This is a genomic window from Cysteiniphilum litorale (assembly GCF_003428165.1).
Taxonomy (GTDB): Bacteria; Pseudomonadota; Gammaproteobacteria; order Francisellales; family Francisellaceae; genus Caedibacter; species Caedibacter litoralis.
This window is the reverse complement of the sequence record NZ_QLIQ01000002.1, coordinates 116,656-141,952: the sequence shown is the minus strand read 5'-3', so window position 1 is coordinate 141,952 and position 25,297 is coordinate 116,656. Positions and strand designations below refer to the sequence as shown.

The window sequence follows — 25,297 nt, the reverse complement described above, 5'->3', positions numbered from 1 at the left end:
TATATATTATGGCACTACAAAAATGATTTTGACATAAAATGAACGTAGGAATAAGGGTTTGAGGGGCATGAAATTGCAAAAAAAGTTTGATTTGAATGCTTTGTAATCAAAAATTTACCAACTTGGGGATAGATGATAAAGTTGTTATAATCTAATTGTGTAATTTAAGAAGGGTGTAGTTATGAAAAAAGTGATTGTTGTTGGTGCGACGGGTACGATTGGGCAAGGTATTTGTACTACATTGCAAAACCATGGCTATGAGGTTGTGAAAGTATCACGTTCAGGTGATATTGAAGTGGATATTGCTGATCTTAACTCGATCAAAGCCATGTATGCCAAGATTGGTTCATTTGATGCCTTGGTATCGACCACGGGTAAAGTAACTTTTAAAGCGTTAACTGAAATGACGGAAGCTGATTTTATGCTTGGGCTTCACAACAAGCTGATGGGACAGGTCAATCTCGTGCAAGAGGGATTAAAATATATTAACGATAATGGCTCATTTACATTAACCACAGGTATTTTAAATTGCGAACCTATCGCCCTTGGTGCCTCGGCAGCAATGGTCAATGCCGCACTTGAAGGCTATATCAAAGCCGCAAGCTTAGAGCTGCGCCAACAAGTGCGCATCAATGCGGTAAGTCCAACGGTTATTACTGAAGCTCTTGCATCTTATGCACCATTTTTCCCTGGTTTTAAATCGGTATCAGCCCATGAGGCAGCACAAGCATATCTAAGGTCCGTTGCCGGTATTGAAACTGGCAAGGTTTTTAAAGTCGGGTTTTAATAAAAGCTTCTTTGACATCGAACACCGCAAAATGATTTACGAGCGGTATACCCCGCCAATTGGGCACACAGTTCAACATTTTTTGAGACTCTTTTTGTGCCTCTAACTGCGGTCCAAAATGTGGAGGGTATTATAGTCAGAGGCAAACCTCCCAGTGACCGGTTTTCTTAGCGCCAACCCGTTTTAGTAAGTTGTGCTCTTTCAATTTTTTAATTCTGCGTTCAATGGTACTAAGTGCCTTGCCGGTTTGCTCAGCCAGTAGCGCATTGGTGATAGTCGGGTCTGTTTTCATTAATTCGAGGATGCTTTGATCAAGTATTGATAGTTTTAAACCCTCACTTAAACCTTTGTTTAACCCTTCATTTAAACCCTCATTTTTGATGGGTAATGATGTGCTTTCCTCAATGGCATCCAGTATCATTTGCAACATAAATTCGATAAAAGGCGAGCAATCGGTTTTGGCGGTACTACTGCGGATGGCAAGGTAATACGCCTGCTGATGCTGATGCACCAGACTTTCGACGGGAATATTGATAAAGACAGGCTGCCACTGTGATAGAATCAGTGTTTGCCACAAGCGTCCCATGCGACCATTACCATCAGAGAACGGATGAATAAACTCAAATTCGTAATGAAAAATGCAGCTGGCAATTAAAGGATGCAAATCAGTAGTGCTTAGCCAGTCCAATAGCTCGTGCATCAGCTTTGGCACACGATCTGCCTGTGGCGCCATATGTACCACTTGATCACCCGACATAACACCAACACCCTGACTGCGGTATCTGCCTGCTTCTTCGATCAACCCATTCATTAAAAGTCTGTGGGCAGTCAATAAATCGTTATTATTAGCAGGCTGCCAAGTGTCGATAAGTTCATACGTGGCAATGGCATTTTGAGCTTCCAGTACCTCTTTGGGCGGGGCAATCACACGTTTACCGTCAAGAATGGCAGTGATTTGCTCTTGTGACAGTGTATTGCCCTCAATGGCCAATGACCCCTGTACCGTGCGCATACGATTCACCTTGCGCAGACGCAGCAACTTCTCCTGCTCAAACTCAGCGCTTAAGCGACCGACAGCCTGACTGATTTCAACCACCAGATTGAGGATTTCGGTAGTAATCGTAAAGGGTGGTTTGTAGCTCATTGTTGCATCCTTACTTTCTATTGGATTATCTTGCTAATGTAGTATATGGCGGCATTATAACAACTTAATAAGCGCCTGCATTTAGATTTCCATTACTTCAATGTAAAAGTGTCGGGTTTTAATGGTTTAAACACTTCACGACATCTAAAGCTGCGGCTTTACGCGCCGGAAGCAAGCCGCTTAATATCCCTAAGCTGACGACGGAGATAAACGCCAGTAATACCGCAAAGGGTGAGATGAACCAGATAAACTGGATCTCTTGTACGAATTTTGAGGCGATATATAAGATCAACTCATAGCTGCCAACGCCAAAAATAAAGCCGATAATGCCAGCACTTAAGCACAGTAAAATGGCTTCAATTAAATAGCTCCAAAAAATTGTGCGATCTCCCGCGCCAATGGCTTTTAATAAGCCAATTTCATATAGGTTTTCAGAAATTGATGCTAGCATCATATTGGTAATACCAATACCTGCAACCACTAGTGATACGATCGAGATCACGGCGAGCATTAGCGTGAAGATATTTAAGAAAGTCTGAATATTGTGCAAGAGATCAATATCCGGTGACACCATAAAGGTGCCGCTATTGCCATATTTACTGGTGAAGTAATTTTTAAGCGCATCACTGACTGGAATGACAGCGTTTACATCATTAACACTAAAATAAAATTGTGCTAAAAAGCTCCAATTGACTTTTTGTAAATAGGTGAAAGGCAAGAGAACCTGAGTGTTGATATTATTCCAGGCATCACTGCTTGAGCTAGATTTTTTCTTCAGTACACCGATCACAAAACAGGTATAACTACCACCATAATCACCGATTTTAATGACATTGCCAATCGCGCTTTGTGTTGGAAAAAGCTCTCGATTAATATCATTACCAATAATGCAGACGTTGTCGGCATTTTGAATATCGAGTGCTGAGAAGTTTCGTCCTTGCGCTAAGTATGTATTTACAATGGGTAAGAAATATTCATTGACACCTTGAATTGAGATTTGATTTTGATGCACTTTGTTACTATTAAAAATCACACTATTGGCATAGCTGCTAATCGAAGGCGATAGCATGGTAATCTGTGGGAAAATCCGCTTTATCGGTATGAGATCATCTTTAACCGAAAGTTGCTCAAATGCGGAATTGCTATGATCTGATGCTGATTGCATCCAGTTTTTATAGGCATAGAATAATACCGTTTTTGCTCCCAACTTATCATAAGACGCTAGAATTTTATCCTTAGCATATTGTCCAAGCGTCATCATCACAATAATGGAAGCAACACCGATAATTACGCCCAAAGCAGTCAATAGTGTTTGACCTTTTTTGATCATCAAGGTGCGCAAGGCTAAAGCAAAAATTCGTGTTAAGGCATGTGTGTAGCTGCTGCTTGAGCTTGGCTTTTGTCTATTGGCTTGATTTGTTGCTAAGTCGTTCTTTTCGGAGGAATTTGCTTGGTTGTCCTTTTTAATATCTGCAAGCACTTTACCATCTTTAATCTCGATGGTGCGCGGCGCAAATTCTGCAATTTCCTTATCATGTGTTACTAAAATAATTGTTTTGCCGCATTGATTGAGCTTGGTTAATAGCGCCATAATGTTCTGGGTATTGTGACTATCCAAATTACCCGTTGGTTCATCAGCAAGGATAATGTCGGCATCACGCATCAATGCTCGGGCAATTGCGACACGTTGTTGCTCACCGCCTGATAACTCTTTGGGGTAATGATCTAAACGGTGGGCAATGCCGACTTCTTTGGCAATGTCATGCGCCTTTTGTTTTAATGCTTTGCAATCATGTTGAATATTGATCGGATAATTCATCGGTAACAGGATGTTATCCAATACACTAAGTTTGGGTAATAGATGAAATTGCTGAAACACAAAACCAATATGTTTAGCACGTATCTGTGCTAACTTACGACTATCAGCATGCGCAAGTGACTCACTATTGATTTTGATATTGCCTGATTCAAGTGTCAGCATTGCACCTAATAAATGCAGTAGTGTTGACTTACCTGATCCTGACGCCCCGACAATGGCAACAAACTCACCTTGTGTGATGTTGAGATTAATATCATGTAGCACAGGCGTTGATTTCATTGCGCCATGGTAGCTAAAGCTAAGACTGTTTACCTCATATGCCAAACTCATATGGCTATACTCCGCTGAAGTAATCAATCGGCTCAACTTGATCACCGACCGTTAAGCCTTTGGTGATTTCAACATCTTGGGTGGTTTGTATGCCTAAGCTGACTTCTTGCATTTTTCCGTTGCTCAATTTGACATAGTTATGCCCATCTTGAATGCGAATATATTGTTTAGGAAGAGCGATGACATCTTGTTTTTCATCAATGTAAATATCACAAACAACATTCATTCCTGGTAAAAGATCAGCATTCTTTGTTGTAATAAGCACCCTTATCGGATAAGTGGTCTGTTGTGTCGAATTAAATGATGTCCCCGAATTATTTGGTGAGGGCGCCAGAGCAACGCTAGTGATAACACCATCAAAGCTGGTATTGTTGTTAGCTGAGGCCTTGATCATGACTTTTAAGCCTTTTTTCATTTGCAATATGTTTGATTCGGCAATGTCTGCGGTGACATAAAGTTTTGATAAATCATCGACTTTGAGAATAAAGTCACTATTCTGAGTGCTACCTGAACCTTGGGTAACATACTCACCTTCAGATTTTTTGATATAAACCACTGTGCCTGCATAGGGTGCTCTAATTGGGTAGACTTTCTCCGGCGATTGTAGAGAGCTTACGATACTTACAAGAGGATCACCTTGCACGACGTGCTGCCCTAGGTTAACATAGATTTTTTGGATATAACCAGCATAAGGGGCTGCGACTACGGTTTCTTTATTGGCACTAATCACTCCTGAAGCTGATATTTTATTAACGAGTGTTTTTTTGCTTACTGTATAGGGCGTATCTGCCGTCGCTAATGGCTGACTGGTTTTAACAGCGAAGTAATAATAAAGCCCATAGCCAAGCGCAATTAGGACAATAATGGTGATTAGCCATTTAATGATTCTTGAAAACATAACGCTCAATGTCTCCTTTATAGAAATGATATTGATAGGTGTCTTTTAATAAATTCGCATAGAGATTAAGCATCGTTTGCTCAGCCGTTTGTAAGCTACTTAATGCATTGATTAAATCAAGATAAGACTGACTTCCAGCTTGAAAATTACGCTTCACCGATGTGTAACTTTCTTTGGCGTATTTCTGCAGTTCAATCGCTGTTGGTAGCGTGTCATATTGGTTTTTGAAATCATTGAGCAAATCGGCGAGCGTTTTTTGCACATCGAGTATGTTGCCTTGATTATCATATTGATTTTTAAGCTTTGTTTCTTCAGCAATGACAATATTGCGATCCAACGTGCCGCCATCAAATAGGTTGAAACTCAATGTTAAGGTCGCATTCCAGCTAAATTCTTTGCGCGCACTAATGCCACCAAAAAAACCATTTTGCGCATAAGGATTTTGATAACCGCCATTGATGGAGAAGGAGGCGTTTGGCCAATAATTACGTTTTGCCTGGTTGATACTCCAATCATCTTTTTGCTGTTGTAATTGCCATAACTGGTATTGATAGAGATATTGTTCAGAGAAGAGTGTTAATGCTTTAGGGATATCTTTGAGATCTTGTAATGCCAATACATTAAAGCTGAAATCCTGAGGGCTAAAAGCACTAACTCCCATGCTTTTAAGTAGTTCCTGCTTGGCAACTTTGAGGCTTTGTTTTTGTTGCTTCAACGCAATCTCGGTACTTAATAATTGCGTTTTTAAGTTTAGCTCATCCGAGCGTGATTTAAGCCCTTGCTTATATAGGGTGTTGGCACTTAAATACTGCGTTTGATATTGCTGATAAAGTGTTTCTTGCAATTTAAGGTTGTGTACATTGAGTGAGTATTGGACGAAGTTATTAGCTACCTTTTGGATTAGCTGATCCTTAGCATAGCGATAGTTAAGTTGATCAATCGCAGTTTGGATCTTGGCTTGGTAATAGTTGGTGATCTTAATACCGTTTTGACTAAAATCTTCCGATAACTGCAAGCCAAAGGTATTGCCGGTGTTAAACCCTGTGCTATTGACTGCGTTGTATGTCGTATCACTTGCTGTTGATGTGCTAACTAAATCAAGCTTTGGCAAGAAGGCAGCAAAAGCATTGTCTTTTTGCAAGGTGCCAATGTTGAGTTGTGATTGTTGTGATTTTAAACTCGGAGCATGCTCGATTGCATATTGCACTGCCTGCTGTAAACTGAAGCTTTTGCAAAACCCAAAAGAAGCCGTCGTGCTTAACATGCATAGGCTAAGATATTTTAGATATTGGTTCATGGGAGTTTTTAGCAGTCAGCAGGCTTTGGAATGATGAGGGTTTGTCCTGCTGCTAAGCGGTTAGGATCTGTTATTTTATTGGCTTTAGAAAGACAGGCCATACTGATATTATTCTTGCGTGCAATACTATATAAGCTATCGCCAATCTCGACTTTATAAGTGACGGGCTTATCATTATCTACAACGTTAGCAACTGCTGAAATTTCTTGAGCTTTTGTTTCAGGTGCGCCGACTGCTTCAATGACTTTGGCTGTGTCATCCGCGGTGGATACCTTGTTAGCTGGTGCTGTATCGTTTGCGGCTACAGCGGCTTTATCTTTAATAACAGGTCCTGCCGGTGTTGATGCGATAACAACGGGTTCTTTGTTTTGACTCGCAAATTGCGCGCAACCGGCTAACAGTAATACACTTGCAGCAACAATATAAAGTTTCTTTTGCATAACTCGCTCCTTCTTTTGATGGTACTTCATCAGTGTAGCTATAAAGCATAAGTGCTGCAAAAGATTTACGGCTGAATTGTGGAGTACAGATGTATATTGTTTGTGAACCATTATAAGGGCGGGGATAATAGAATGAGTCAGATTGCTATCTTAAGCAAATGACATAAATCGCTCTTGATAACAGCTTATTTACCAAATATGCGTTGTGCGTATGGTGGCATGTTATTCCATATCGCCTAATGAGTGCTCACCTTTGATGCGCACAAAGATCTCTTCACGATGTACTGACACCTCTTTAGGTGCGTTTATGCCTAGACGAACTTGATTTCCTTTGACGCCTAAAACAGTGACTGTTACTTCGTCCCCAATCATGACAGTCTCGCCAATTTTTCTTGTTAAAATTAACATGTTAAAGTTACTCCTTATTATATAGCTTTATCTTCCAAAGCTGATTAAACCTATACCAACCCTTTGCAAAGCAAATGCACAACCCCAAGCTTAAAATGCTTTTAGTCCTTGCAAAAAGTATAGACTTAAAATATTTATATGCATCTAAAAACTGGGTAATTCTAAACAAATAAATAAGTTTTACCAGAATTTTATGCATTTAAATTGAAATTGATTAGTTTTGCCACAGCAGCAGTAGGGCTTTGGGTAATTTATCGTTATACTGAAAAAATTATTAAGAAGCACTTATGCTAGATGTTTTTATTTTATAAGTTAAATAAAATTATTCACAGTTACCTAAATGATGAGCAGCGTGCGCTAGTAGCAGATGCTTTTTTATTTGGTGCTGATGCGCATGAGCTGCAGGTTAGAAGCTCTGGCGAGCCTTATTTTACCCATCCGGTAGCAGTTGCTTGCGTATTGGCAGGCATGCGCCTTGATTGTGAAACGGTGATTGCCGCCCTGTTGCATGACACGATTGAAGATACTGACGTTTCATCAGAGATTATTGCCAAACGCTATGGTGAGAAAACAGCACAATTGGTTGAAGGTGTTACCAAGTTAAGTAAGATAGAAACTCATTCAAAGGCAGAACTGCAAGCCGAGAATTTCCGTAAAATGGTTTTGGCAATGGTGCAGGATATTCGTGTTATTTTGATCAAACTTGCTGATCGGTTGCATAATATGACTACCCTTGCGCCACTTCGCCCGGATAAGCGTCGACGAATTGCATTAGAGACTTTGGAGATTTATGCCCCGATTGCGCATAGATTGGGAATGCATCACATTAAAAATTCATTTGAAGAGCTAGCCTTTGAGGCAATGTATCCTTATCGCTATAAGACGCTTAAAACAAAAGTATTACACGCGCAAAAGCATCGTGATCGCTTGTTTCGTAAGATTATGGAGAGATTACAGCATCATTTAGCTGAGCTGTTAGAAAGTGAGCAGCTTGTTTCTGGACGCAAGAAACGTTTGTATAGTATTTATCGCAAGATGCGTGATAAAGAGATGTCATTCTCTGAAATCATGGATATCTATGCTTACAAAGTGATTGCATCAACGCGACGTGAGTGTTATATGATCTTAGGTGCAATTCATGAGATCTTTCGCCCAATTCCTGGACGCTTTAAAGACTATATTGCCACCCCAAAGGCCAATGGCTATCAATCGCTACACACCACCGTTTTTGGTCCTTATGGTGTGCCAATTGAAGTGCAGATAAAAACCAAAATGATGGATGATACCGCAGAGAAAGGGGTTGCCGCACATTGGATTTATAAGGCGAAATCATTAAGCCATGATAATGCCCAAAAGTGGCTAGAGAAACTTTCTGATTTGCAACAACACGTCACCAAATCAACGGATTTTGTGGAAAGTGTTAAGCTTGATTTATTCCCTGATGAGGTTTATGTATTCACGCCAAATGGTGAGATTATTGAACTACCCAAAAGTGCGACCTGCGTTGACTTTGCTTATCACATTCATACCGATATCGGTAATCACTGCATTGCGGCTAAGGTCAATCGCAGAATCACGCCACTAAGTTATGTATTAACCCATGGTGACACCGTTGAGATCATTACCTCACCTAATGCCCATCCAAATCCTGCGTGGCTTGAGTTTATTAAAACCGCGCGAGCAAAACACGCGATAAAGCATGCTTTAAAACGGCATGAGCATGAAGAATTTGTGCATATTGGGCAGCAGATTTTGACACAAGCACTACTTAAAAACCATATGGATTTTTCGACTATTTCAGCGGAATTGTTACAAGAAGCGTTAGTTGAGTTTAATTTCCCAGGTATTGCCGAGTTACATGCAGCCATTGGGCAAGCACATTTCTCAGCAAATACGTTTGTGCGTTTTGTTGAGCAAAAACAGCAGCTTGAAAGTGATGGTTATGACTCACAACGCAAATTGCTGATTGATGATAGTTATCTGCGCCAATTAGCAGGCTGTTGTACGCCAATTCCTGATGATCCAATTATTGGTGTATTGATCTCTGATAAAGGATTAATGATTCATCGCCTTAAATGTAATGAGTTATTAAAACTTAAAAAAACACATGAAATTATTGAGACACAATGGGCAAAAGACTGCACAGGTTATTATCCGGTGAAGTTGCGTGTGAGTTTGCAAAATGTACAAGGTGCGATTGCCAAAGTTACTGCCAATATCTCGCGCCATGATGCACAAATTTTAAGTTTTAATATTCTGGAGTCTGATGCGCAATATGGTATTGTGCAGACGATGATTGAAGTCAAAGACCGTGTGCATTTGGCACGCGTTATCCGTGGGTTAAAGCACTTAAAAATATGTCTTAAAATAGAGCGTGTTTAATTAAGAATTCTCTTTGCCTCTTCAAAAGAGCGTTTAACGCAGTCCTCAACGGCTAAGCGCGTAAAGTAGTTACCCGTTAATGCTAAACTGATATCTTTGCTTAGCTCACTATTAATCCCGTTAATAAACTGTTGGTGCTGTGATTGATAACATGGCACGCTATTGTTTTTATGTTTTAGATCAATCAAGGCATCTTTAGCAATGTTAAGTTTCGATAAAAACCCATCAACTAATTGTTGGTAAGGGACGTTTGTGTTTTTAAAATGCACTGTCATGCCGCGATATTTCTCATGGACTATTGTGTCGCGTGTTACCATCGAAAAGAAATCTTGATTCACACCAATTAAGCCATTGATTGGCTTAATATGTTTGATCTTGTCTTTATCAAAGATTAATGCTGCTGTTATAAGTTTTGAAACAGTTGGTTGTTGCTTAATATGCACAAGTGGATGATTGATTTGTGCAAGCAATCGATAGCAAATATGCCACGGTGTTGCCAAAACCAACTTATCTGCCGTGAATGCACCATTATCTGTGGTGATATGCCACTGTTTGCTTTGCTGCTCAACGCTCATCACTTGAGTGTTGAGATTGATCTTTGTATTTGGGTTGTCTGTGTGTGTAAATAGGCTTGACATACCATCCTTAAAGGTAAAACTGCGTGGTAAGCTTTTATCTTTGGTACGCGTTTTAAAAAGGAAATCAGCTGGGAAGTTTTGACTATCCTGACAAAGTACGGCATCAAAGCAATAGCGCAGTGTTTTTTGGTAATTGTGTGATCCAAAGACAAAACTGAAATATTGCATAACGCTACGATTACCTGCATTAGTTAATTTAAATAATGGTAATCCGAGCCCTGCACGAATAGGATTAAGCTTGCTTATAACACTTGCAATTTGATTTTGTGGTGTCAGCAGTTTAAAGGGATATTTTTTACGCTTTTGCAATTGATCTAATAGTTCGTGATCATGGCAAAAGCCAATCAAGTGTTGATATGAGTTATAAATGGTGTGTGCACCTAGCTCAAGCCAGAAATCACGTGTTTTGGGGCTGTGATAGGTTTCAATGCAGCCACCAAGCTTGTCATTTTGCTCAAGGATGATACTTTTATAACCTTTAAGCGCTGCAAAGTGTGCAAAGCTTACCCCTGAGATACCGCCGCCAATGATGGCAATGGGATAGTGTTCTGCCATGGTTAATATTCCTTTTATGCGGATAATGCTTGAACTAATGAGGTTGCGTATGCGCCTGTACCTAGGCTAAAGCTCAGTGTTAAGGTGTTTTCTGATTCGTTATAATCATACTCAAGATCATCAGGATATGCATAGATGCTGCGAAATTGCATCTCACTATGCGCTGTTAAATACTCAATAAATTTGCCATGAGTTTGCGTAAACTGCTCATATTGGCGCAATGCCTCAGCATTAAAGAATAACTTTTGCTGTTTACCAATCAATGGTGCGGCAATGCTTAACTCTTTGGAGTCAATACGCTGTTGAATTTCGCCTTGATTCTCCGCAGTGACTTGAAAGACGCTATTGCCATCACTAAAGCCGACAATATCACCGATTAGCGCTATTTGATCTGTGTGGTTTTGTTGGCGAAATTGAACATAAGCATTAAATAAAAAGCTGCGCATAACCGATAATAAAAAGCCATGATCTTTTGGGTTAAGCTTAATTTTGCCGTCGATAACATCATGCGCTTGCTGTAGATTATCGTGACCAAAACGTTGCTCACCAAAAAAATTAATAAAGCCATTTTGCATAATATGTTTTATCTTGGGCTCTATTTCTGCAAAAGGTGATGTTAAATCACGCAACACAAGGGTAAAGCGATTGGCTTTGTGGCTGCCAATTTTAAGCTTTTTATTGTGGCGACTAATGCGTAGAATGTTGCAATTTTCCACATCAAACTCACTAAAATCGATATCAGCTTTACCTGGATAATATAGCGAGAACCACTGGCGAGTAATCGCGTGTTTATCTTTCAAACCACTGTAGCCAATATCGCGCTGCTTAAGGTCGGTATATTGAGATAGTGCACGAATAATGTCTTTGGTATTTAAACCATTTTTCTCGATAAAAAGCCAAATATGCTCACCTTCACCAGTTAAATCAAAATCAAAGATTTCTTCAACCAAAAAGTCTTCGTGATAGGTTTTGAGGGCGCCAATCAATTGACTCATTGTTTTTCTTCGCCCTCAGAAGCGTAGTCCTTAGGGTATTGTGGCTCATTGTTTAACTGATGGGTTTTTTCTTTATCGCGATAGGCTTTAGGCTGCAATAAAGACTGTCTTGATGGATCAAGATTAAGCTTAACACTGTATTCTTGCGAATGCTTTTGCAGCTCAGAAAATTGTTGGTAAATGTTTTCCATAATCTCATGTGTTTTGTGCACATGTTCATTGATGGTGTTCTGGTAATGGGTCAGTAGTTTTTTGGTTTCATCTAACTCAGTGCTTAGATTTTTGCTACTTTTACGCACACTTAAGCCAATCACGAGTCCGATGATAAAAGCGGCGATAACACCTAAAATTAACGAAATAAGCATATTTGCTCCTATTGTTGATAAATAAGGGTAACCGCATGGCAGGCGATACCTTCTTTTCTGCCGGTAAACCCAAGTTTTTCAGTCGTAGTTGCCTTGATGTTAACTTGATTTAATGTAAGCTGCAACAGCGTTGCAATACATTGACGCATTTCAAGAATATAAGGGGCAAGCTTTGGCACTTGAGCAACAACAGTGACATCAATATTGGCAATGTCATAACCCTGTGCTTTGATGCCGTGTTGCGCATGCACTAAAAAATCTTTACTTGCTTGATTTTTATGTTTGGGGTCAGTATCAGGGAAATGCTGACCAATATCACCTAAAGCACCAGCACCAAGGATTGCGTCGGTAATGGCATGTAAAATGACATCACCATCGGAGTGCGCTTGAAGCGAAAAAGGTGCATCAACCTTAATTCCTCCAAGCATTAATGGCTTATCTTCGCTACTAATGCGATGCACATCATAGCCGTGACCAATACGAAACATTATTAATCCTCAACACTTAATGGGAAGCTATTGCCAACCCATGCACGAAAACCACCATCCACTGATATGACATTGTCATAACCCATTTTTTGTAGGTTGTCAGCACTTAATGCTGAGCGAAAACCACCACCGCAATATAAGTACATCTTTTGGTTTTTGTTAGGAATGAGCTGTTCAATTTTAACTTCAATAATGCCGCGGCTTAAATGATTAGCGCCCGGTAAATGCGAATGCGCAAATTCAGACTCTTCACGGACATCGATAAGAAGACCATCTAATGTGTTATTGTCAAGCATATGTTTAATGTGAAAAACATCACACTCTTTGATGCGTGTTTTGGCATCGTTGACCAGTTTGAGAAATTCAGTATTGTGTTGCATCTTACGTCCTTTGCATGTTTCTAACAGTTGATGATTGTACACGTAGTCTTCATCTGTGAGTTAGTGTTTTTAGCCTTTGATTTTTTTGGAACTTGAACTTTGAATCTTCTCTGCTACAGTCGGAGTTAATGGTGTTACAGGATTGGCTTAAGGATAAGTGATGGCAGTTTTTCAACAAAATGATGTAACTATCTATTTTGAGCAGCATGGCAAAGGACCTGATTTGGTGTTGATCGCGGGGCTGTCGGCGGATGTAAGCTTTTGGCAGAAAATGGTGCCGAGATTATCGCAACACTACCGAGTAACAGTGTTTGATAATCGAGGGGTGGGACGATCCACGCAAACTATTAAGCACTTTAGTATTGAGAATATGGCAGCAGATACATTGTCGTTACTTAAGTATTTGGGTATTACGAAAGCGCATATCGTGGGGCACTCTATGGGTGGTGCTATTTTACAAATGATGTTAAAAATAGCGCCAGAGGCTATTAATATGGCAATGCTCATTTGTTCATTGGCGCGTTTGCCAATCATTGCGCGCATGCATGTTGAATCAGTTGAGGAAGTGATTGCATTGGGCGCACCTTTATCATTAATTGAAAAAATTGTCTTACCATGGATTTACTCTGAAAGTTTACTAAAAAACAAGGGGTATCTTGATGAAGAGATTCATTATCTTACACACCAAGCAGTGCCGCAGTCTAAGCTAGCATTACATGCACAGATTAGTGCGGTTGAAAGCTTTGATATGACAAAGGATCTTGCCCTTATTACACATCCTGTTGTAGTCGTTGTCAGTGATGAGGATATTCTGACACCAATGTCATTATCACGTGAAATTTGTGATCTATTACCTAATGCAAAACTTGAAATGATACATGGTGCAGGACATATGTTGCCAAGAGAGAAGGCAGATGAGCTGGCGGAATTGATTTTGAAATATTGTCATTAGCGTCGTGAAAGGCTTGAGTGATGCATAATCCAGTAAATAAATAAGCCCCAAACACCAGTAATAAGAACGGTAACAACCCAAGCAAAGTTAGGCATCATTTGTGGGGTGACATTATGCTTGGTGAAATTATTTAAATCACGAATGACTGCTAACGTGCAAACAAGATGCACGATCACAGTGAATGCACTGATAACGTAATAAATGTTTTGATACAGATTGATCACGGCTTGGTGGAAATAATCCATGGTGATTCCCTCATGCTATTTGAATTTTAAAAAATAAACTCAGGTTTTTTGTCAATATCTTTGCGTTGGTTATGCTGGTGATGTTCGCTGATAATCTCAACAACTTCGTCAATTGAGTCAGTCATGATCAAAAGCTCAGTGTCGCCCTCGCTAATAACACCCTCAGCAACAAGCTTTGTCTTAATCCACTCAACCAATCCACCCCAGAAACTGGTGTTAAATAGAATGATAGGCATATGACGCTTTTTCTTAGTTTGCACTAAAGTGGCAATATCAAAAAGCTCGTCCAATGTGCCAAAGCCGCCAGGCATGCCGATATATGCCATTGAGTGTTTAACAAACATCGCTTTACGTGTGAAAAAATAACGATAGTGTAAAGAGATATCTTGATGTTGGTTTGGCACTTGTTCAAAAGGTAAGTGAATATTTAAACCAATACTTAAGCCATCGCCTTTTGATGCGCCAATATTGCCTGCTGCCATAATGCCATGACCGCCACCAGTAATGATGCTAAAGCCTTCATTGGATAATCTGCGCGCAATTTCCTCGGCATCTTTAAAGTGTGGCGAGGTGCTTGGCAGGCGGGCTGAGCCAAAGATACTCACCGCGGGTTGAATATCATCCAGGCGTTCATAACCTTCGACAAGTTCTGACATGACTTTGAAAATATTCCAAGTAGCACGTGATTGGTCAAAGTGGACATTGCCATAAGTCGTTGCATCGGTATGCGAGCGTGGGTGAACGGTTTTTCTTGTTTTATTCATTTTTTATTATCGTATTCCATGATGATAGCGCAATATGGTAACACAAACGCATAAGTATGCTATGTTAGGTGCTGCGTAATTTAAGAAATTATTGCATAATAAGCCGCAATTGAGCATATCATTAAAACAAAAGGAAACATGATGGGTTTTTTAACAGGTAAAAAAGTTTTAATCGTCGGTCTTTTAAGTAATAAGTCGATTGCCTACGGTGTTGCTGAAGCAATGCATCGCGAAGGTGCTGAGCTTGCATTTACTTATCAAAATGAGCGTTTTAAAGAGCGTATTGAGAAGCTGACTGCACACTATAATCCTGCTGCACTTATAGAGTGTGATGTTACCAATGATGAGCAGATCGATAATGTGTTTGTTGAGCTTGGTAAAAAGTGGGATGGCTTAGATAGTATTATTCACTCAGTAGCTTATGCTCCGGCTGATCAGCTTGAGGGTGATTTTATTTCAGCGGTTAATCGTGAAGGCTTCAAAGTGGCGCATGATATTAGTGCTTACAGCTTTGCGGCATTAGCAAAGGCAGGACGTAGCATGATGCAAAATCGTAATGGCTCTTTAGTGACGCTAACTTATCTTGGTGCTGAGCGCGCGATGCCAAGTTATAACACAATGGGAATTGCTAAAGCATCGCTTGAGGCAACCGTGCGTTATACGGCATTGTCTTTGGGTGCTGAAGGCATTCGTGCTAATGCTGTGTCAGCGGGCCCAATTCGCACATTGGCGGCATCGGGCATTAAGAGCTTCAGAAAAATGCTTGATTACAATGCGCAAGTAGCGCCGCTTAAGCGTAATGTTGATATTATTGAAGTTGGTAATACCGTCGCATTCTTAGCATCTGATCTTGCTAGCGGCATTACGGGTGAAGTGGTCTACGTCGATGCGGGGTATCATTGTGTGAGCATGGGCGGAATGGAGTAATTACTCATCTAACGATTTTAGATATTTCAAAAACTTATGCGCCAGTAATTGGCGCTTACTTTGTTTGATGATCGGTTGATCATTGTTATCTGTAATATAAAAACTATCCTCGATTGAGAATCCAGAGGTGTGAATTCGCGCGCGCGTAATATTAAGGTTGTGCATTTCAAAAAAATAGCAAAGCGCAGCAAGAAGACCCGGTCGATCAGGGTATTTAACAATGACCTTGCTGTAGTTTTTATGTCGAGGACTCAAAATTTGCACATTCTTCTTTAGACGCTTTATGGTTGATTTATCCGTTACCAAGGCATTTAATTTAGTAGGGGCATAATCTATTCTATGAGGTGTCAATTGCGTTTTTAAATGCTGCTCTAGCCATAGCAGCTCATGCTCGTTTTGCAGTGGCTGATAACTTAAATTAGTAATGCTAAATTGATAAAGCATTTGATTATCTGGAAGTTTGAAAAAGCTTGCTTCGGTGATGTTGATGCTGGCTTTATATAGTAGATAACATAGCGATGATAATCTAATTTCCTTATCGGTCATTAAAAACAGTAATAGCGTTTGGTTCAAGCTGTGATCAAAATGCGTGTGGATTGAAAGACTGTGGTCGTTGTTGATCAGTTGTTGACAAAGTATATTATTTTGCCAGATCAAGGTAGCTAATGCCTGTTCTGTAAAGTAGCGGGCGGGTAGACTCTGCCATAGTGACATGATTATACTGTGATCAGTGCATTCTAGCTGTGCCAGAATTTTCTTTTGCGTTTCACCAACTTGTTCTTTAAGCGTGAGCTTTACGGATTTGCTCAATAACTCGCTAGTGCGTGTATACAGATGCTCGAACATCGTTTGTTGCCACTGTGTCCACAATGCGGGGTTGGTGCCTTTAATATCGGCAATGGTCAAAAGAAATAAGCTATCAAGATAATATTGACTTTGGCAAAATTCAGCAAATTGCGCGATAACCACACCGTCATAGATGTCTTCTTTCTTGATCATACGCGAAAATGCCAAGTGATGTTTAACCAACCATGACAAAAGATGGATTTCATCTTGTTTTAAGCGCCAAATTTCAGCATATTTTTGCACAAGGCGCGCGCCGAATTTACTATGATCTACACCGGAACCTTTGCCAATATCATGAAAAAATGCGGCAATATACAATAGTCGTTGCGCGGGATGTTTAAGCATCACCTGATAAGCTAATGGGAAGTCTTGTTCAAAATGAGCTGTCCGCATGCTGCGTAGGTTGCTGATAACCTCAATTGTATGGCGATCAACAGTGTATTGATGATATAGATCAAACTGCATCTGTCCTTTGCTAATGGCAAACTCAGGGATAATTTTTTCAACAATCCCTAAATCCATCATAATACTTAGCGCACCTTTGATATTGTATGGATAGGTGAAAATCGCTAAAAATTGTTGCTGTAATATTTGGTTAGAAAGTAAGTTTTTCTTAGCTAATGCTGCAAGTAGTTGCAGTGTATTGCGAACGATTTGAGCATCAAGCGCTTTAACTTCTTGGTGTTGGCAAAAGTATCTAAAAGGTATCAAAATATTGTTTATATGTGTAGGGTAATTATTCTGTGTATGCTTTAAAATGCCGCCATGGATACTAAAACCATCACCAAGTGCTATATCATTGCTGATTACTTGAGATGCCATTAATTCATGGAAGATGATGCGGTTAATAAGTTTAACGTGACGAATGCTGTTATAGTAATGCTGCATAAATAGCTCAATGCTTTTATGTGGCTTTTTATGCTTAAAACCAAAAAACTCAGCAATCATAAGTTGTTTGTCAATCAGTAGTGAATTTTGCTCGCGTTGATACAAGATATGCAAATAAAAGCGAATAGCAGAAAGCAAGCGATGCGCCTTACTTAAACTCGTTAGCTCGTCTGTAGTAATATAGTAATGCTCAACAAGATAATGTAAATTGACATTAGGGTGGAGATAAATCAATAGCCAGTGAACACTTTGCAAGTAGCGCAGATTGCCAACAGTATTTTTAAGATCGGGTTGTTGGTTGATTGGGAAGTTGCAATCACGGTCAATTTGCTCAGCATATTTGCTATAAATAAAATCACGATGGACAGGGAGATTTTGTTTGCTTTTAACCAATGATTTAAATTGATCAAAAAGGGTATTATTACCACAGATAAGACGCGCATCCAAAATGGCAGTGAGTAAATTTATATCATTATTAGCATGCTGCAGGGCACTTCTGATGGTATGAGTTGAATAGCCAACTTTAATTGGCAAGCTTTGTAATTCCTGAATAAATGTCACAAGTTCGGGACTTTCTAGAGCCTTATCATTTTCTGCCAAAAACAATAAATCAAGATCTGAATATAATGCGCGATCCTGACGACCATAGCCACCGATAGCAATCAAGGAAATATGCGCTATTTGTTGCGGGAAATATTTTATTAATAGCTTATCGATGCGCTTGCTGTAAATGAGCAATGTCTTATAGATAGAGTGTTTTTTCTTAAGAAAAACCTCAGTAACATCATGCATAATGCTTTGGCAGTATTCTTTCATCATGGCGTAGATAACGGCTAAGATAAGGATAATTCTTAGATTTTATACCCATTGCAAACTGCTAGGCAATGAAACACCGCAAATGATTCACGCTACTAGGTAGGACTATTTGCTTCTAAGGAACCTGCGAATGCGTAAAATAAGGTAAGCAACCACAATAAGTGCAATAATCAGTGCAATGATCGGATGTTCTTGCACAATTTGTGGGATAAAAGATAGCGTTGCTGGAATATTCATTTCAGTGATTATTCGTTCTGCTGCATAGCTGCTGTTATAGAGCATTGCCGCGAATGTTGCAAAACATAGTAAAAATCGCATCGTACACCATGGTAGCTATTAAAGTGCAGAGATTGTAGCATGAAAATGTGAGATATTAACCATCGACAAGTAGATTTTTTCTCAATCTTTGTAAAAAATACGCTATTTAAGTCAATTATAAAGTCATTAACTGGCTATAATAGATACTTTTCTTTGATGGTTTTGATTTGGTCACGCACGTGTCCAGCTTCTTCAAACTCGAGATTGCGCGCATGTTCTTTCATCGACTTTTCGAGTTTTTTAACCAATATTATGGCTTCTTTAACACCGAGAACCTCATCAACTGCAATATCTCTCACCTTTTTACGAGCATTATTCTTTGCCGCCTTTTTACTAAATTCAGGTGATAATTCTAATAAGTCACCAACCTTCTTTTTGATGGATGTCGGCGTAATACCGTAATCAGTATTAAACTGCTGTTGTTTGTTGCGCCGCCGCAACGTTTCATCCATCGCGCGCTGCATTGAGCCGGTAATTACCTCGGCGTATAAAATAGCTTTACCATTAATGTGCCTTGCTGCACGTCCAATAGTTTGGATCAATGATCTCTCGGATCTTAAGAAACCTTCTTTATCCGCATCAAAGATTAAAACCGTGCTGACTTCAGGCATATCCAAGCCTTCACGTAATAGATTGATACCGACCAATACATCAAAGACGCCCATGCGTAGATCGCGAATAATCTCAACACGTTCAACGGTGTCGACATCCGCATGAAGATAACGGACATTGACCCCGTGTTCAGATAAGTAATCTGTGAGATCCTCAGCCATACGCTTAGTAAGGGTTGTGATAAGAATGCGCTCATCTTTTTGTACTGCTTTGTTAATTTCAGATAATGCATCTTCGACTTGAATGCTGACTGATCTTACTTCAACTAAGGGATCAAGTAATCCTGTTGGGCGTACAACTTGTTCAGCTACATTTTGTTGATGCTCTTTCTCATAATCAGCGGGTGTGGCTGAGACATAAATCGCTTGGGTAACTAATGCCTCGAATTCATGGAATTTAAGCGGACGATTATCCAGTGCCGAAGGCAGACGAAAACCATAATTAACAAGGTTTTCTTTGCGTGAGCGATCTCCTTTATACATGCCGCCAAATTGCGGGATGGTAACGTGCGACTCATCAATCACAATAAATGCATTTTGCGGTAAATAATCCAGTAATGTCGGTGGTGGCTCGCCAGGTGCTCGAGCTGACAAAAGACGTGAATAATTCTCAATGCCTGTGCAATAACCTAATTCATTAATCATTTCAATATCGTATAGTGTGCGCTGCTCAATGCGTTGGGCTTCAATTAGGCGGTTTTCCTTTTGAAAATAGGCAACACGCTCACGTAATTCATCTTTGATTTCCTCAACCATGGTTTTTTGGCGTTCTTTTGAGCTGACATAATGCGTACTTGGGAATATTGTCGCGCGATAGGTATTTGCAGTGACTTTGCCAGTAAGGGGATCGATGAGTTTAATGCTTTCGATTTCATCATCAAATAACTCAACTCTCACGGCATCTTTATCTGAGTCTGCAGGGAATATATCGATAACCTCGCCACGCACACGATAGGTTCCGCGTGAGAAATCCATATCATTGCGGTGATACTGCATGTCACTTAAGCGTCTTAAAATACTGCGTTGATCGATTTGTTCACCGACTTTAAGGTGCAGTAGCATTTGCATATATTGTTCAGGATCACCCAAGCCGTAGATCGCTGATACGGTGGCAACAATGATTACATCTTGGCGTTCTAAAATCGCTTTGGTGGCTGATAAACGCATTTGCTCAACATGTTCATTAATCGATGAGTCTTTTTCGATATAAGTGTCTGATGCAGCAACATAAGCTTCTGGTTGGTAATAATCATAATATGATACAAAATACTCTACGGCATTTTTTGGAAAAAACTGTTTCATTTCGGCATATAATTGTGCGGCAAGTGTTTTGTTATGTGCAAGAATCAACGTAGGGCGTTGAACATTCTGAATAACATTAGCCACTGTATAGGTTTTCCCTGAGCCGGTGACGCCAAGTAATGTTTGGTGTTTTAAGCCTTCTTTTAAACCTTGCGTTAAGGATGCGATTGCCGTTGGTTGGTCTCCTGCGGGAGTGTAGTTTGTATGGAGTTCAAAGGCGTTTTGTTTTCTTTCTAAGTGCATTGTGAAGCCGCTAATTTTAATTCAAACACGAGCTATGATAGCAAAGCTGTGCGTTTATGCGACATTAAAACATGGCAATTTGATTACAGTGATTTCAGCGAAAACGTAAGCATTAAAGTGTAGATCTCTTTATGCAAGCTTTAAATTTACTTCTATCCTTAACAGTACAAGAAAATTAAAGAGTTAGATAAGGATATTCATCATGAGTAGCAATATAGAAAGATTTATTTATGCCATTGCTGAAATGCGCTATGAAGAAGCAAGACGTAACCCGCAAGATGAACCGCGCTTTATGTTAAGTTTAGTCACTGAGGAAATTGAGCGGGGCTTAATTGAGGCAACTTTGGCGTATACAGGATTTCATCTAAGTAATACCGCTGAAGTATTAGGCATAAGTCCTGCAACACTGAAAGCTAAAATCAAAAAGTATGATATTTTTGTATTGGATTTTTCAAGTTAGTCATAATGAAAAAAGTTTCAGCAACGATTACCTCGCCCCATGTGGGGGAGGTCGTGCAGCGCAGACTGTGCGGGTGAGGGGTAATTAAAGCTAGCTACTTAAGCGATACCCTCGCGTACTAAATCATGCATGTGGATAATGCCAGCAATTTCATTTTGATGATTTAAAACTGCCAATGTGGTAATTTTCAATTGATTCATAAGGCTTAATGCTTCAATTGCCATTGCATCTTCGATAATTGTCTTTGGTCTTTTGCCCATAACTTCTGCAATGTTAAGCCCTTTTTGATAAAGGGATTGTTGGAAGATTCTACGCAAATCACCATCGGTAAAAATGCCATTGAGTGTCTTGTTATCATCAGATATAAGTGTCATTCCTAGACCTTTAGAGCTGATCTCTAAAATCGCATCTTCTAATGTGCTTTGAGATGTAACAATGGGTAGAGATGCACCTGTTTTCATAAGATCAGATACTTTTAACAGTAAGCGTTTACCCAAAGCACCACTTGGGTGTGAGTTGGCGAAATCTTCCGCACTAAAGTTTTTAGCATTTAATAGTGCAATCGCTAAGGCATCACCCAATACCAATGTTGCTGTTGTGCTTGATGTTGGTGCTAAATTGTGCGGGCAAGCTTCTTTTTCAACCCCAAGATTCATTGAAATATCCGCAGCTTGCGCCAATGCTGACTGCGGTTTGCTAGATATGGCAATAAGTGGGATATCAAGGCGTTTGATCATTGGAATTAATGACGTTAACTCAGGCGTTGAGCCAGAATTTGAGATAGCAATGACTACATCTTGACGCGTAATCATGCCAAAATCGCCGTGTCCTGCTTCAGCTGGATGGACGAAGAATGCAGGTGTTCCCGTGCTGGCAAGGGTGGCTGCAATCTTTGAGGCGATATGTCCTGATTTGCCCATACCAATAATAATCACGCGCCCCTGACATTTGAGAATCAACTCGCAAGCGGCGATGAAATCGTCACTAATATGTTTTTTAAGCTGCTCAAGTGTTTCAATTTCGAGATCGATTGTTTTTAGTGCATCTTGAGCAAAAGGATGGTTGTTTGACATAGTAAAATCAGATGGTAATGCATTTTTAATGCATGTTATTGTAAGTGAGGATAGGGTAAAACATCAACCTAGTGACATGGACTTAATTTTGCTTTGCTTGTTTGCTTAGCACAGACCTTTTGCAAAACAGCGTCAATGGTATAAGGAATCTCAGATTTTTGTTGTGTTTTGCGACATTTGTATTCGATGACATCATTCTCCAGTCCACGTTCACCAATAATCAGTTGATGTGGTGCGCCAATTAAATCTGCGTCAGCAAACATAATACCAGGGCGCTCTTTGCGATCATCAAATAAAACATCAAAGCCGGCAGCTCTAAGGTCATTATAAAGTTTATTAGCAATCTCGAAGACTTTAGTTGATTTATGCATATTCATTGGAATGATCGAGATATCATACGGTGCGATCTCACTTGGCCAAATAATACCGTTATCATCATGCGATTGCTCGATTGCCGCCGCAATAATGCGTGTGACACCAAAACCGTAGCAGCCCATGATAAGGTCTTGTTTCTTACCATTTTCATCTAGAATATTAGCGTTCATCGCTTTGGAGTAGTTGTCACCTAGTTGGAAAATATGCCCAACTTCAATGCCGCTGGTAAGCTCAAGTGTGCCTTTGCCGTCAGGAGATATGTCGCCGACAACCACATTACGAAGGTCCGCAACATCATAGCTTTTAATGTCGCGATCCCAGTTTGCACCAAAGAAATGAAAAGCATCTTCATTAGCACCACATACAAAGTCGTGTAACATGACAGCGCTATAATCAGCAATCACTTTAATTAGTGAGTTAACAGGACCTAAAGAGCCGATATTGGCATTAAATGCTTGTTGTATTTCGGCTTCCGTGGCAAAAGTAAAAGGTGCGTTGATTTGAGGTAACTTTTCGATTTTAATCTCATTTAACTCATGATCCCCACGTAGCACTAAGGCAAAGAGTGTATTATCACTATCCTTGATAATAATGGTTTTGATCGTGTTTTCAGGTAACAAGTCAAACTTTTGACAAATATCACTAATAGTTTTCAAATCAGGTGTTGCGATCTTTTCAAGTGATTGAGAAGGAGACTTGCGTGTTATGAGATCTGGTTTTAAATACTCTGCCATTTCAATATTGGCAGCATAATCACTTTGGCTGCTATAGCAAATAATATCTTCGCCTGCTGCGGCAAGCACCTGAAACTCATGCGTTTTGCTGCCACCAATGGCGCCAGCATCAGCATTAACGACACGAAACTTAAGCCCCATACGCGTTAGGATATTACAATATGCTTGATGCATCTTCTGATAGGTGTTTTCTAAACAATCATAATTGCTGTGAAATGAATAAGCATCTTTCATAATAAATTCACGTGCGCGCATCACGCCAAAGCGTGGACGTATTTCATCACGGAATTTTGTTTGGATTTGATATAGGTTAAGTGGTAATTGTTTATAGCTTTTAATTTCTTTGCGTGCAATGTCAACAATCGGCTCTTCATGTGTTGGTCCATAGCAGAAATCACGTTCATGGCGATCCTGCATTTTTAGAAGCTCAGGACCAAATTTTTGCCAACGATGCGTTTCTTGTAATAGCTCAGCAGGCAATATGCTAGGCATTAAAATCTCACAGGCGCCTGCATTATCCATCTCCTCGCGGACGATTGTTTGGACTTTTTGCAGCACTTTCATCCCTGTAGGTAGCCATTGATAAATACCTGAGGCAAGCTTGCGAATTAAGCCGGCACGTAACATATACTGATGACTGATTAATTCAGCGTCTTTTGGTGTTTCTTTTTCAGTGGCAAGTAAAGTTTGCGATACTCTCATATTAGAATCTTGTGAAAAGCAATGTGTGGGGTTACGTTAGCTCGTTTTTTGAGTCGGTTCAAGCGGATTTTCGGAATTTGTTTTATTTGGTTTATCTGTTAAGAATTGATTGCGTAAAAAAGTGTATAAAACCATTGCTAAAGGCGCCGCATAAACCCAGTAAACAACGTGCCCTTTAACGATAATGCTAAAGTTATTGAAATAGAAAATAGAGGTAAGTGTGGCAATAAAGGTAATGCAAGCAAGAAAAAAGATAGCATCAGCAATATAACGGAGTTTTTGTTTCATGATCGGTCTCCAATTAAGTAAACTATGCCAATTATATAATGCAAGCATGCAGTTGGGTAGTCGCGTTTAATTAAATGCTAACATTCCCAAGGATTAATATAAGGTACCTCAAGTGCGTCAAATGGATTTGTGTCACGTGTTGCAATGGTCATTGAGTTTGCTTTGGCAATAGCTGCAATATAGGCGTCCGCTATGCCGACGGTGATACCGCTTTTTCGTGCTTTTGCCATTGATAGTGCATAGATTTTTGCAGCATTCTGATCAAAGCTTAAAACTCTATTGGTAAACAATGGCAGTATGGTTGATTCTAGGCTTTCTTCTAGTGTCGTCTTTTTCTTGCCTGAGGGTAATGCTGCAATACCAAATCGAATCTCTGCAATGCTGATGGTTGATAGATATAGTGCATCGATTAGTTGATCATCAAGCCATTTGATAACGCTTACATTCGGTCGAGGCTTTAATGGCTCTGAAATAACATTAGTATCGACAAGTATCATGTGAAATCCATTGGTGAAGGTGGCGTTTTGTCACGATGTGTATCAAGTTTGATAACCCCAACCTCTTTACGGATGCTCGATAATAGGCTGCCTAGCTTCACTTGACTTTGGTGCTCAACAGCATTTTTTAGTATTTCTCTAATTTCAGCTTCAGTGCTTCTGCCGTGCTTTAATGCTTTTGCTTTTAGTGCGCGATGCACATCATCTGGTACGTTGCGGATAGTTAGTACAGCCATATCAGTCTCCTAGCGCTTATATATACCCATCACAAACTACTTTACAGGCAAACACCGCAAAATAATTTGCGAGCGATATCATGGAATTGGTGCT

General features: G+C 39.9%; 25 protein-coding genes and 1 pseudogene. 5 read left to right on the top strand and 21 right to left on the bottom strand.

Going from position 1 to position 25,297, the window contains the following annotated elements; all coding sequences use genetic code 11:
* Window positions 1–181: 181 nt before the first annotated feature.
* Entirely contained in the window at window positions 182–787 is a 606-nt protein-coding gene (locus DNJ75_RS02170) for a short chain dehydrogenase (protein ID WP_117001536.1), read from the top strand.
* 136 nt (window positions 788–923) lie between these two features.
* On the opposite strand, the gene DNJ75_RS02165 is transcribed toward DNJ75_RS02170, so the two are convergent.
* From DNJ75_RS02165 to csrA, 6 genes are all read right to left on the bottom strand, one after another.
* Window positions 924–1,931, bottom strand: coding sequence for a Fic family protein (locus tag DNJ75_RS02165; protein WP_117001535.1), 1,008 nt, complete (start codon window positions 1,929–1,931; stop codon window positions 924–926).
* Between the two features lie 118 nt (window positions 1,932–2,049).
* Window positions 2,050–4,080, bottom strand: coding sequence for an ABC transporter permease (locus DNJ75_RS02160; RefSeq protein ID WP_117001534.1), 2,031 nt, complete (start codon window positions 4,078–4,080; stop codon window positions 2,050–2,052).
* Between the two features lie 4 nt (window positions 4,081–4,084).
* Window positions 4,085–4,978 carry an efflux RND transporter periplasmic adaptor subunit gene (locus tag DNJ75_RS02155; protein ID WP_117001533.1) on the bottom strand — a complete coding sequence of 298 codons (894 nt, stop codon included), beginning with the start codon at window positions 4,976–4,978 and terminating at the stop codon, window positions 4,085–4,087.
* Window positions 4,959–6,242 carry a TolC family protein gene (locus tag DNJ75_RS02150; RefSeq protein WP_170137165.1) on the bottom strand — a complete coding sequence of 428 codons (1,284 nt, stop codon included), beginning with the start codon at window positions 6,240–6,242 and terminating at the stop codon, window positions 4,959–4,961. The genes DNJ75_RS02155 and DNJ75_RS02150 overlap by 20 nt, the downstream gene beginning before the upstream one ends.
* A gap of 41 nt (window positions 6,243–6,283) precedes the next feature.
* On the bottom strand, window positions 6,284–6,715 hold the full coding sequence (locus DNJ75_RS02145) for a LysM peptidoglycan-binding domain-containing protein (protein WP_157968167.1): 432 nt from the start codon (window positions 6,713–6,715) through the stop codon (window positions 6,284–6,286).
* A 222-nt stretch (window positions 6,716–6,937) separates the two neighbouring features.
* A complete protein-coding gene (gene csrA, locus DNJ75_RS02140; RefSeq protein WP_117001530.1) occupies window positions 6,938–7,123 on the bottom strand; it encodes a carbon storage regulator CsrA in 186 nt (61 codons plus the stop codon).
* Between the two features lie 294 nt (window positions 7,124–7,417).
* On the opposite strand from csrA, the gene DNJ75_RS02135 reads away from it, so the two are divergent.
* A complete protein-coding gene (locus DNJ75_RS02135; RefSeq protein ID WP_117001529.1) occupies window positions 7,418–9,505 on the top strand; it encodes a RelA/SpoT family protein in 2,088 nt (695 codons plus the stop codon).
* On the opposite strand, the gene DNJ75_RS02130 is transcribed toward DNJ75_RS02135, so the two are convergent.
* From DNJ75_RS02130 to DNJ75_RS02110, 5 genes and pseudogenes are all read right to left on the bottom strand, one after another.
* Window positions 9,502–10,698: an NAD(P)-binding protein gene (locus DNJ75_RS02130; protein WP_117001528.1), complete on the bottom strand. Its 1,197-nt coding sequence runs from the start codon at window positions 10,696–10,698 to the stop codon at window positions 9,502–9,504. The genes DNJ75_RS02135 and DNJ75_RS02130 overlap by 4 nt on opposite strands.
* Before the next feature lie 14 nt (window positions 10,699–10,712).
* Window positions 10,713–11,693 carry a tRNA pseudouridine(13) synthase TruD gene (gene truD / locus DNJ75_RS02125; RefSeq protein WP_117001527.1) on the bottom strand — a complete coding sequence of 327 codons (981 nt, stop codon included), beginning with the start codon at window positions 11,691–11,693 and terminating at the stop codon, window positions 10,713–10,715.
* Window positions 11,690–12,058: a ZapG family protein gene (locus DNJ75_RS02120; protein ID WP_117001526.1), complete on the bottom strand. Its 369-nt coding sequence runs from the start codon at window positions 12,056–12,058 to the stop codon at window positions 11,690–11,692. Before DNJ75_RS02120 ends, truD begins: the two co-directional genes overlap by 4 nt.
* An 8-nt stretch (window positions 12,059–12,066) precedes the next feature.
* Window positions 12,067–12,549, bottom strand: coding sequence for a 2-C-methyl-D-erythritol 2,4-cyclodiphosphate synthase (gene ispF / locus DNJ75_RS02115; RefSeq protein ID WP_188618899.1), 483 nt, complete (start codon window positions 12,547–12,549; stop codon window positions 12,067–12,069).
* A gap of 17 nt (window positions 12,550–12,566) precedes the next feature.
* Window positions 12,567–12,926: pseudogene (locus DNJ75_RS02110) on the bottom strand (rhodanese-like domain-containing protein); the annotation flags it as partial.
* A 160-nt stretch (window positions 12,927–13,086) separates the two neighbouring features.
* On the opposite strand from DNJ75_RS02110, the gene DNJ75_RS02105 reads away from it, so the two are divergent.
* Window positions 13,087–13,878: an alpha/beta fold hydrolase gene (locus tag DNJ75_RS02105; protein ID WP_117001523.1), complete on the top strand. Its 792-nt coding sequence runs from the start codon at window positions 13,087–13,089 to the stop codon at window positions 13,876–13,878.
* Here the strand turns inward: DNJ75_RS02105 and DNJ75_RS02100 are convergent.
* Both DNJ75_RS02100 and DNJ75_RS02095 read right to left on the bottom strand, forming a co-directional pair.
* Complete coding sequence (locus tag DNJ75_RS02100; RefSeq protein ID WP_117001522.1) at window positions 13,875–14,123, bottom strand: hypothetical protein; 249 nt, start codon at window positions 14,121–14,123, stop codon at window positions 13,875–13,877. The genes DNJ75_RS02105 and DNJ75_RS02100 overlap by 4 nt on opposite strands.
* 26 nt (window positions 14,124–14,149) lie before the next feature.
* Window positions 14,150–14,779, bottom strand: a complete 630-nt coding sequence (locus DNJ75_RS02095; protein WP_117001538.1) for an LOG family protein — start codon at window positions 14,777–14,779, stop codon at window positions 14,150–14,152.
* A 249-nt stretch (window positions 14,780–15,028) separates the two neighbouring features.
* Here DNJ75_RS02095 and DNJ75_RS02090 point away from each other — a divergent pair, with 249 nt between their 5' ends.
* Window positions 15,029–15,814: an enoyl-ACP reductase FabI gene (locus DNJ75_RS02090; protein ID WP_117001521.1), complete on the top strand. Its 786-nt coding sequence runs from the start codon at window positions 15,029–15,031 to the stop codon at window positions 15,812–15,814.
* Here DNJ75_RS02090 and DNJ75_RS02085 read toward each other — a convergent pair whose 3' ends face one another.
* From DNJ75_RS02085 to uvrB, 3 genes are all read right to left on the bottom strand, one after another.
* Window positions 15,815–18,367, bottom strand: coding sequence for a [protein-PII] uridylyltransferase family protein (locus DNJ75_RS02085; protein ID WP_117001520.1), 2,553 nt, complete (start codon window positions 18,365–18,367; stop codon window positions 15,815–15,817).
* A 102-nt stretch (window positions 18,368–18,469) separates the two neighbouring features.
* Window positions 18,470–18,682, bottom strand: coding sequence for a hypothetical protein (locus DNJ75_RS02080; protein ID WP_117001519.1), 213 nt, complete (start codon window positions 18,680–18,682; stop codon window positions 18,470–18,472).
* A 134-nt stretch (window positions 18,683–18,816) separates the two neighbouring features.
* Complete coding sequence (uvrB, locus tag DNJ75_RS02075) at window positions 18,817–20,838, bottom strand: excinuclease ABC subunit UvrB (RefSeq protein WP_117001518.1); 2,022 nt, start codon at window positions 20,836–20,838, stop codon at window positions 18,817–18,819.
* 202 nt (window positions 20,839–21,040) lie between these two features.
* On the opposite strand from uvrB, the gene DNJ75_RS02070 reads away from it, so the two are divergent.
* The gene (locus tag DNJ75_RS02070; protein WP_117001517.1) at window positions 21,041–21,298 is read left to right on the top strand and encodes a helix-turn-helix domain-containing protein; all 258 of its coding nucleotides are present in this window, start codon (window positions 21,041–21,043) and stop codon (window positions 21,296–21,298) included.
* Between the two features lie 98 nt (window positions 21,299–21,396).
* Here the strand turns inward: DNJ75_RS02070 and DNJ75_RS02065 are convergent, their stop codons facing one another.
* The 5 genes from DNJ75_RS02065 to DNJ75_RS02045 all read right to left on the bottom strand — a co-directional run bounded on the left by DNJ75_RS02065 (window position 21,397) and on the right by DNJ75_RS02045 (window position 25,203).
* Window positions 21,397–22,371, bottom strand: a complete 975-nt coding sequence (locus tag DNJ75_RS02065; RefSeq protein WP_117001516.1) for a KpsF/GutQ family sugar-phosphate isomerase — start codon at window positions 22,369–22,371, stop codon at window positions 21,397–21,399.
* 68 nt (window positions 22,372–22,439) lie between these two features.
* On the bottom strand, window positions 22,440–24,182 hold the full coding sequence (locus DNJ75_RS02060; RefSeq protein ID WP_117001515.1) for a proline--tRNA ligase: 1,743 nt from the start codon (window positions 24,180–24,182) through the stop codon (window positions 22,440–22,442).
* A 36-nt stretch (window positions 24,183–24,218) separates the two neighbouring features.
* A complete protein-coding gene (locus DNJ75_RS02055) occupies window positions 24,219–24,470 on the bottom strand; it encodes a hypothetical protein (RefSeq protein ID WP_117001514.1) in 252 nt (83 codons plus the stop codon).
* A gap of 77 nt (window positions 24,471–24,547) precedes the next feature.
* Complete coding sequence (locus DNJ75_RS02050; protein WP_117001513.1) at window positions 24,548–24,967, bottom strand: type II toxin-antitoxin system VapC family toxin; 420 nt, start codon at window positions 24,965–24,967, stop codon at window positions 24,548–24,550.
* A complete protein-coding gene (locus DNJ75_RS02045; protein ID WP_117001512.1) occupies window positions 24,964–25,203 on the bottom strand; it encodes a FitA-like ribbon-helix-helix domain-containing protein in 240 nt (79 codons plus the stop codon). Before DNJ75_RS02045 ends, DNJ75_RS02050 begins: the two co-directional genes overlap by 4 nt.
* Between the last annotated feature and the right edge of the window lie 94 nt (window positions 25,204–25,297).

Excerpts from the sequence above, each read along its gene's own strand:
- DNJ75_RS02045 (WP_117001512.1), bottom strand. The coding sequence starts at position 25,203 with ATGGCTGTACTAACTATCCGCAACGTACCAGATGATGTGCATCGCGCA.
- DNJ75_RS02070 (WP_117001517.1), top strand. The coding sequence starts at position 21,041 with ATGAGTAGCAATATAGAAAGATTTATTTATGCCATTGCTGAAATGCGC.
- DNJ75_RS02060 (WP_117001515.1), bottom strand. The coding sequence starts at position 24,182 with ATGAGAGTATCGCAAACTTTACTTGCCACTGAAAAAGAAACACCAAAA.
- DNJ75_RS02160 (WP_117001534.1), bottom strand. The coding sequence starts at position 4,080 with ATGAGTTTGGCATATGAGGTAAACAGTCTTAGCTTTAGCTACCATGGC.
- csrA (WP_117001530.1), bottom strand. The coding sequence starts at position 7,123 with ATGTTAATTTTAACAAGAAAAATTGGCGAGACTGTCATGATTGGGGAC.
- DNJ75_RS02165 (WP_117001535.1), bottom strand. The coding sequence starts at position 1,931 with ATGAGCTACAAACCACCCTTTACGATTACTACCGAAATCCTCAATCTG.
- DNJ75_RS02055 (WP_117001514.1), bottom strand. The coding sequence starts at position 24,470 with ATGAAACAAAAACTCCGTTATATTGCTGATGCTATCTTTTTTCTTGCT.
- DNJ75_RS02155 (WP_117001533.1), bottom strand. The coding sequence starts at position 4,978 with ATGTTTTCAAGAATCATTAAATGGCTAATCACCATTATTGTCCTAATT.
- DNJ75_RS02150 (WP_170137165.1), bottom strand. The coding sequence starts at position 6,242 with ATGTTAAGCACGACGGCTTCTTTTGGGTTTTGCAAAAGCTTCAGTTTA.
- DNJ75_RS02095 (WP_117001538.1), bottom strand. The coding sequence starts at position 14,779 with ATGTCAGAACTTGTCGAAGGTTATGAACGCCTGGATGATATTCAACCC.
- DNJ75_RS02065 (WP_117001516.1), bottom strand. The coding sequence starts at position 22,371 with ATGTCAAACAACCATCCTTTTGCTCAAGATGCACTAAAAACAATCGAT.
- DNJ75_RS02050 (WP_117001513.1), bottom strand. The coding sequence starts at position 24,967 with ATGATACTTGTCGATACTAATGTTATTTCAGAGCCATTAAAGCCTCGA.
- DNJ75_RS02120 (WP_117001526.1), bottom strand. The coding sequence starts at position 12,058 with ATGCTTATTTCGTTAATTTTAGGTGTTATCGCCGCTTTTATCATCGGA.
- truD (WP_117001527.1), bottom strand. The coding sequence starts at position 11,693 with ATGAGTCAATTGATTGGCGCCCTCAAAACCTATCACGAAGACTTTTTG.
- DNJ75_RS02100 (WP_117001522.1), bottom strand. The coding sequence starts at position 14,123 with ATGGATTATTTCCACCAAGCCGTGATCAATCTGTATCAAAACATTTAT.
- DNJ75_RS02170 (WP_117001536.1), top strand. The coding sequence starts at position 182 with ATGAAAAAAGTGATTGTTGTTGGTGCGACGGGTACGATTGGGCAAGGT.
- DNJ75_RS02085 (WP_117001520.1), bottom strand. The coding sequence starts at position 18,367 with ATGATGAAAGAATACTGCCAAAGCATTATGCATGATGTTACTGAGGTT.
- DNJ75_RS02080 (WP_117001519.1), bottom strand. The coding sequence starts at position 18,682 with ATGCGATTTTTACTATGTTTTGCAACATTCGCGGCAATGCTCTATAAC.
- DNJ75_RS02090 (WP_117001521.1), top strand. The coding sequence starts at position 15,029 with ATGGGTTTTTTAACAGGTAAAAAAGTTTTAATCGTCGGTCTTTTAAGT.
- DNJ75_RS02130 (WP_117001528.1), bottom strand. The coding sequence starts at position 10,698 with ATGGCAGAACACTATCCCATTGCCATCATTGGCGGCGGTATCTCAGGG.
- DNJ75_RS02135 (WP_117001529.1), top strand. The coding sequence starts at position 7,418 with ATGTTTTTATTTTATAAGTTAAATAAAATTATTCACAGTTACCTAAAT.
- DNJ75_RS02105 (WP_117001523.1), top strand. The coding sequence starts at position 13,087 with ATGGCAGTTTTTCAACAAAATGATGTAACTATCTATTTTGAGCAGCAT.
- uvrB (WP_117001518.1), bottom strand. The coding sequence starts at position 20,838 with ATGCACTTAGAAAGAAAACAAAACGCCTTTGAACTCCATACAAACTAC.
- DNJ75_RS02145 (WP_157968167.1), bottom strand. The coding sequence starts at position 6,715 with ATGCAAAAGAAACTTTATATTGTTGCTGCAAGTGTATTACTGTTAGCC.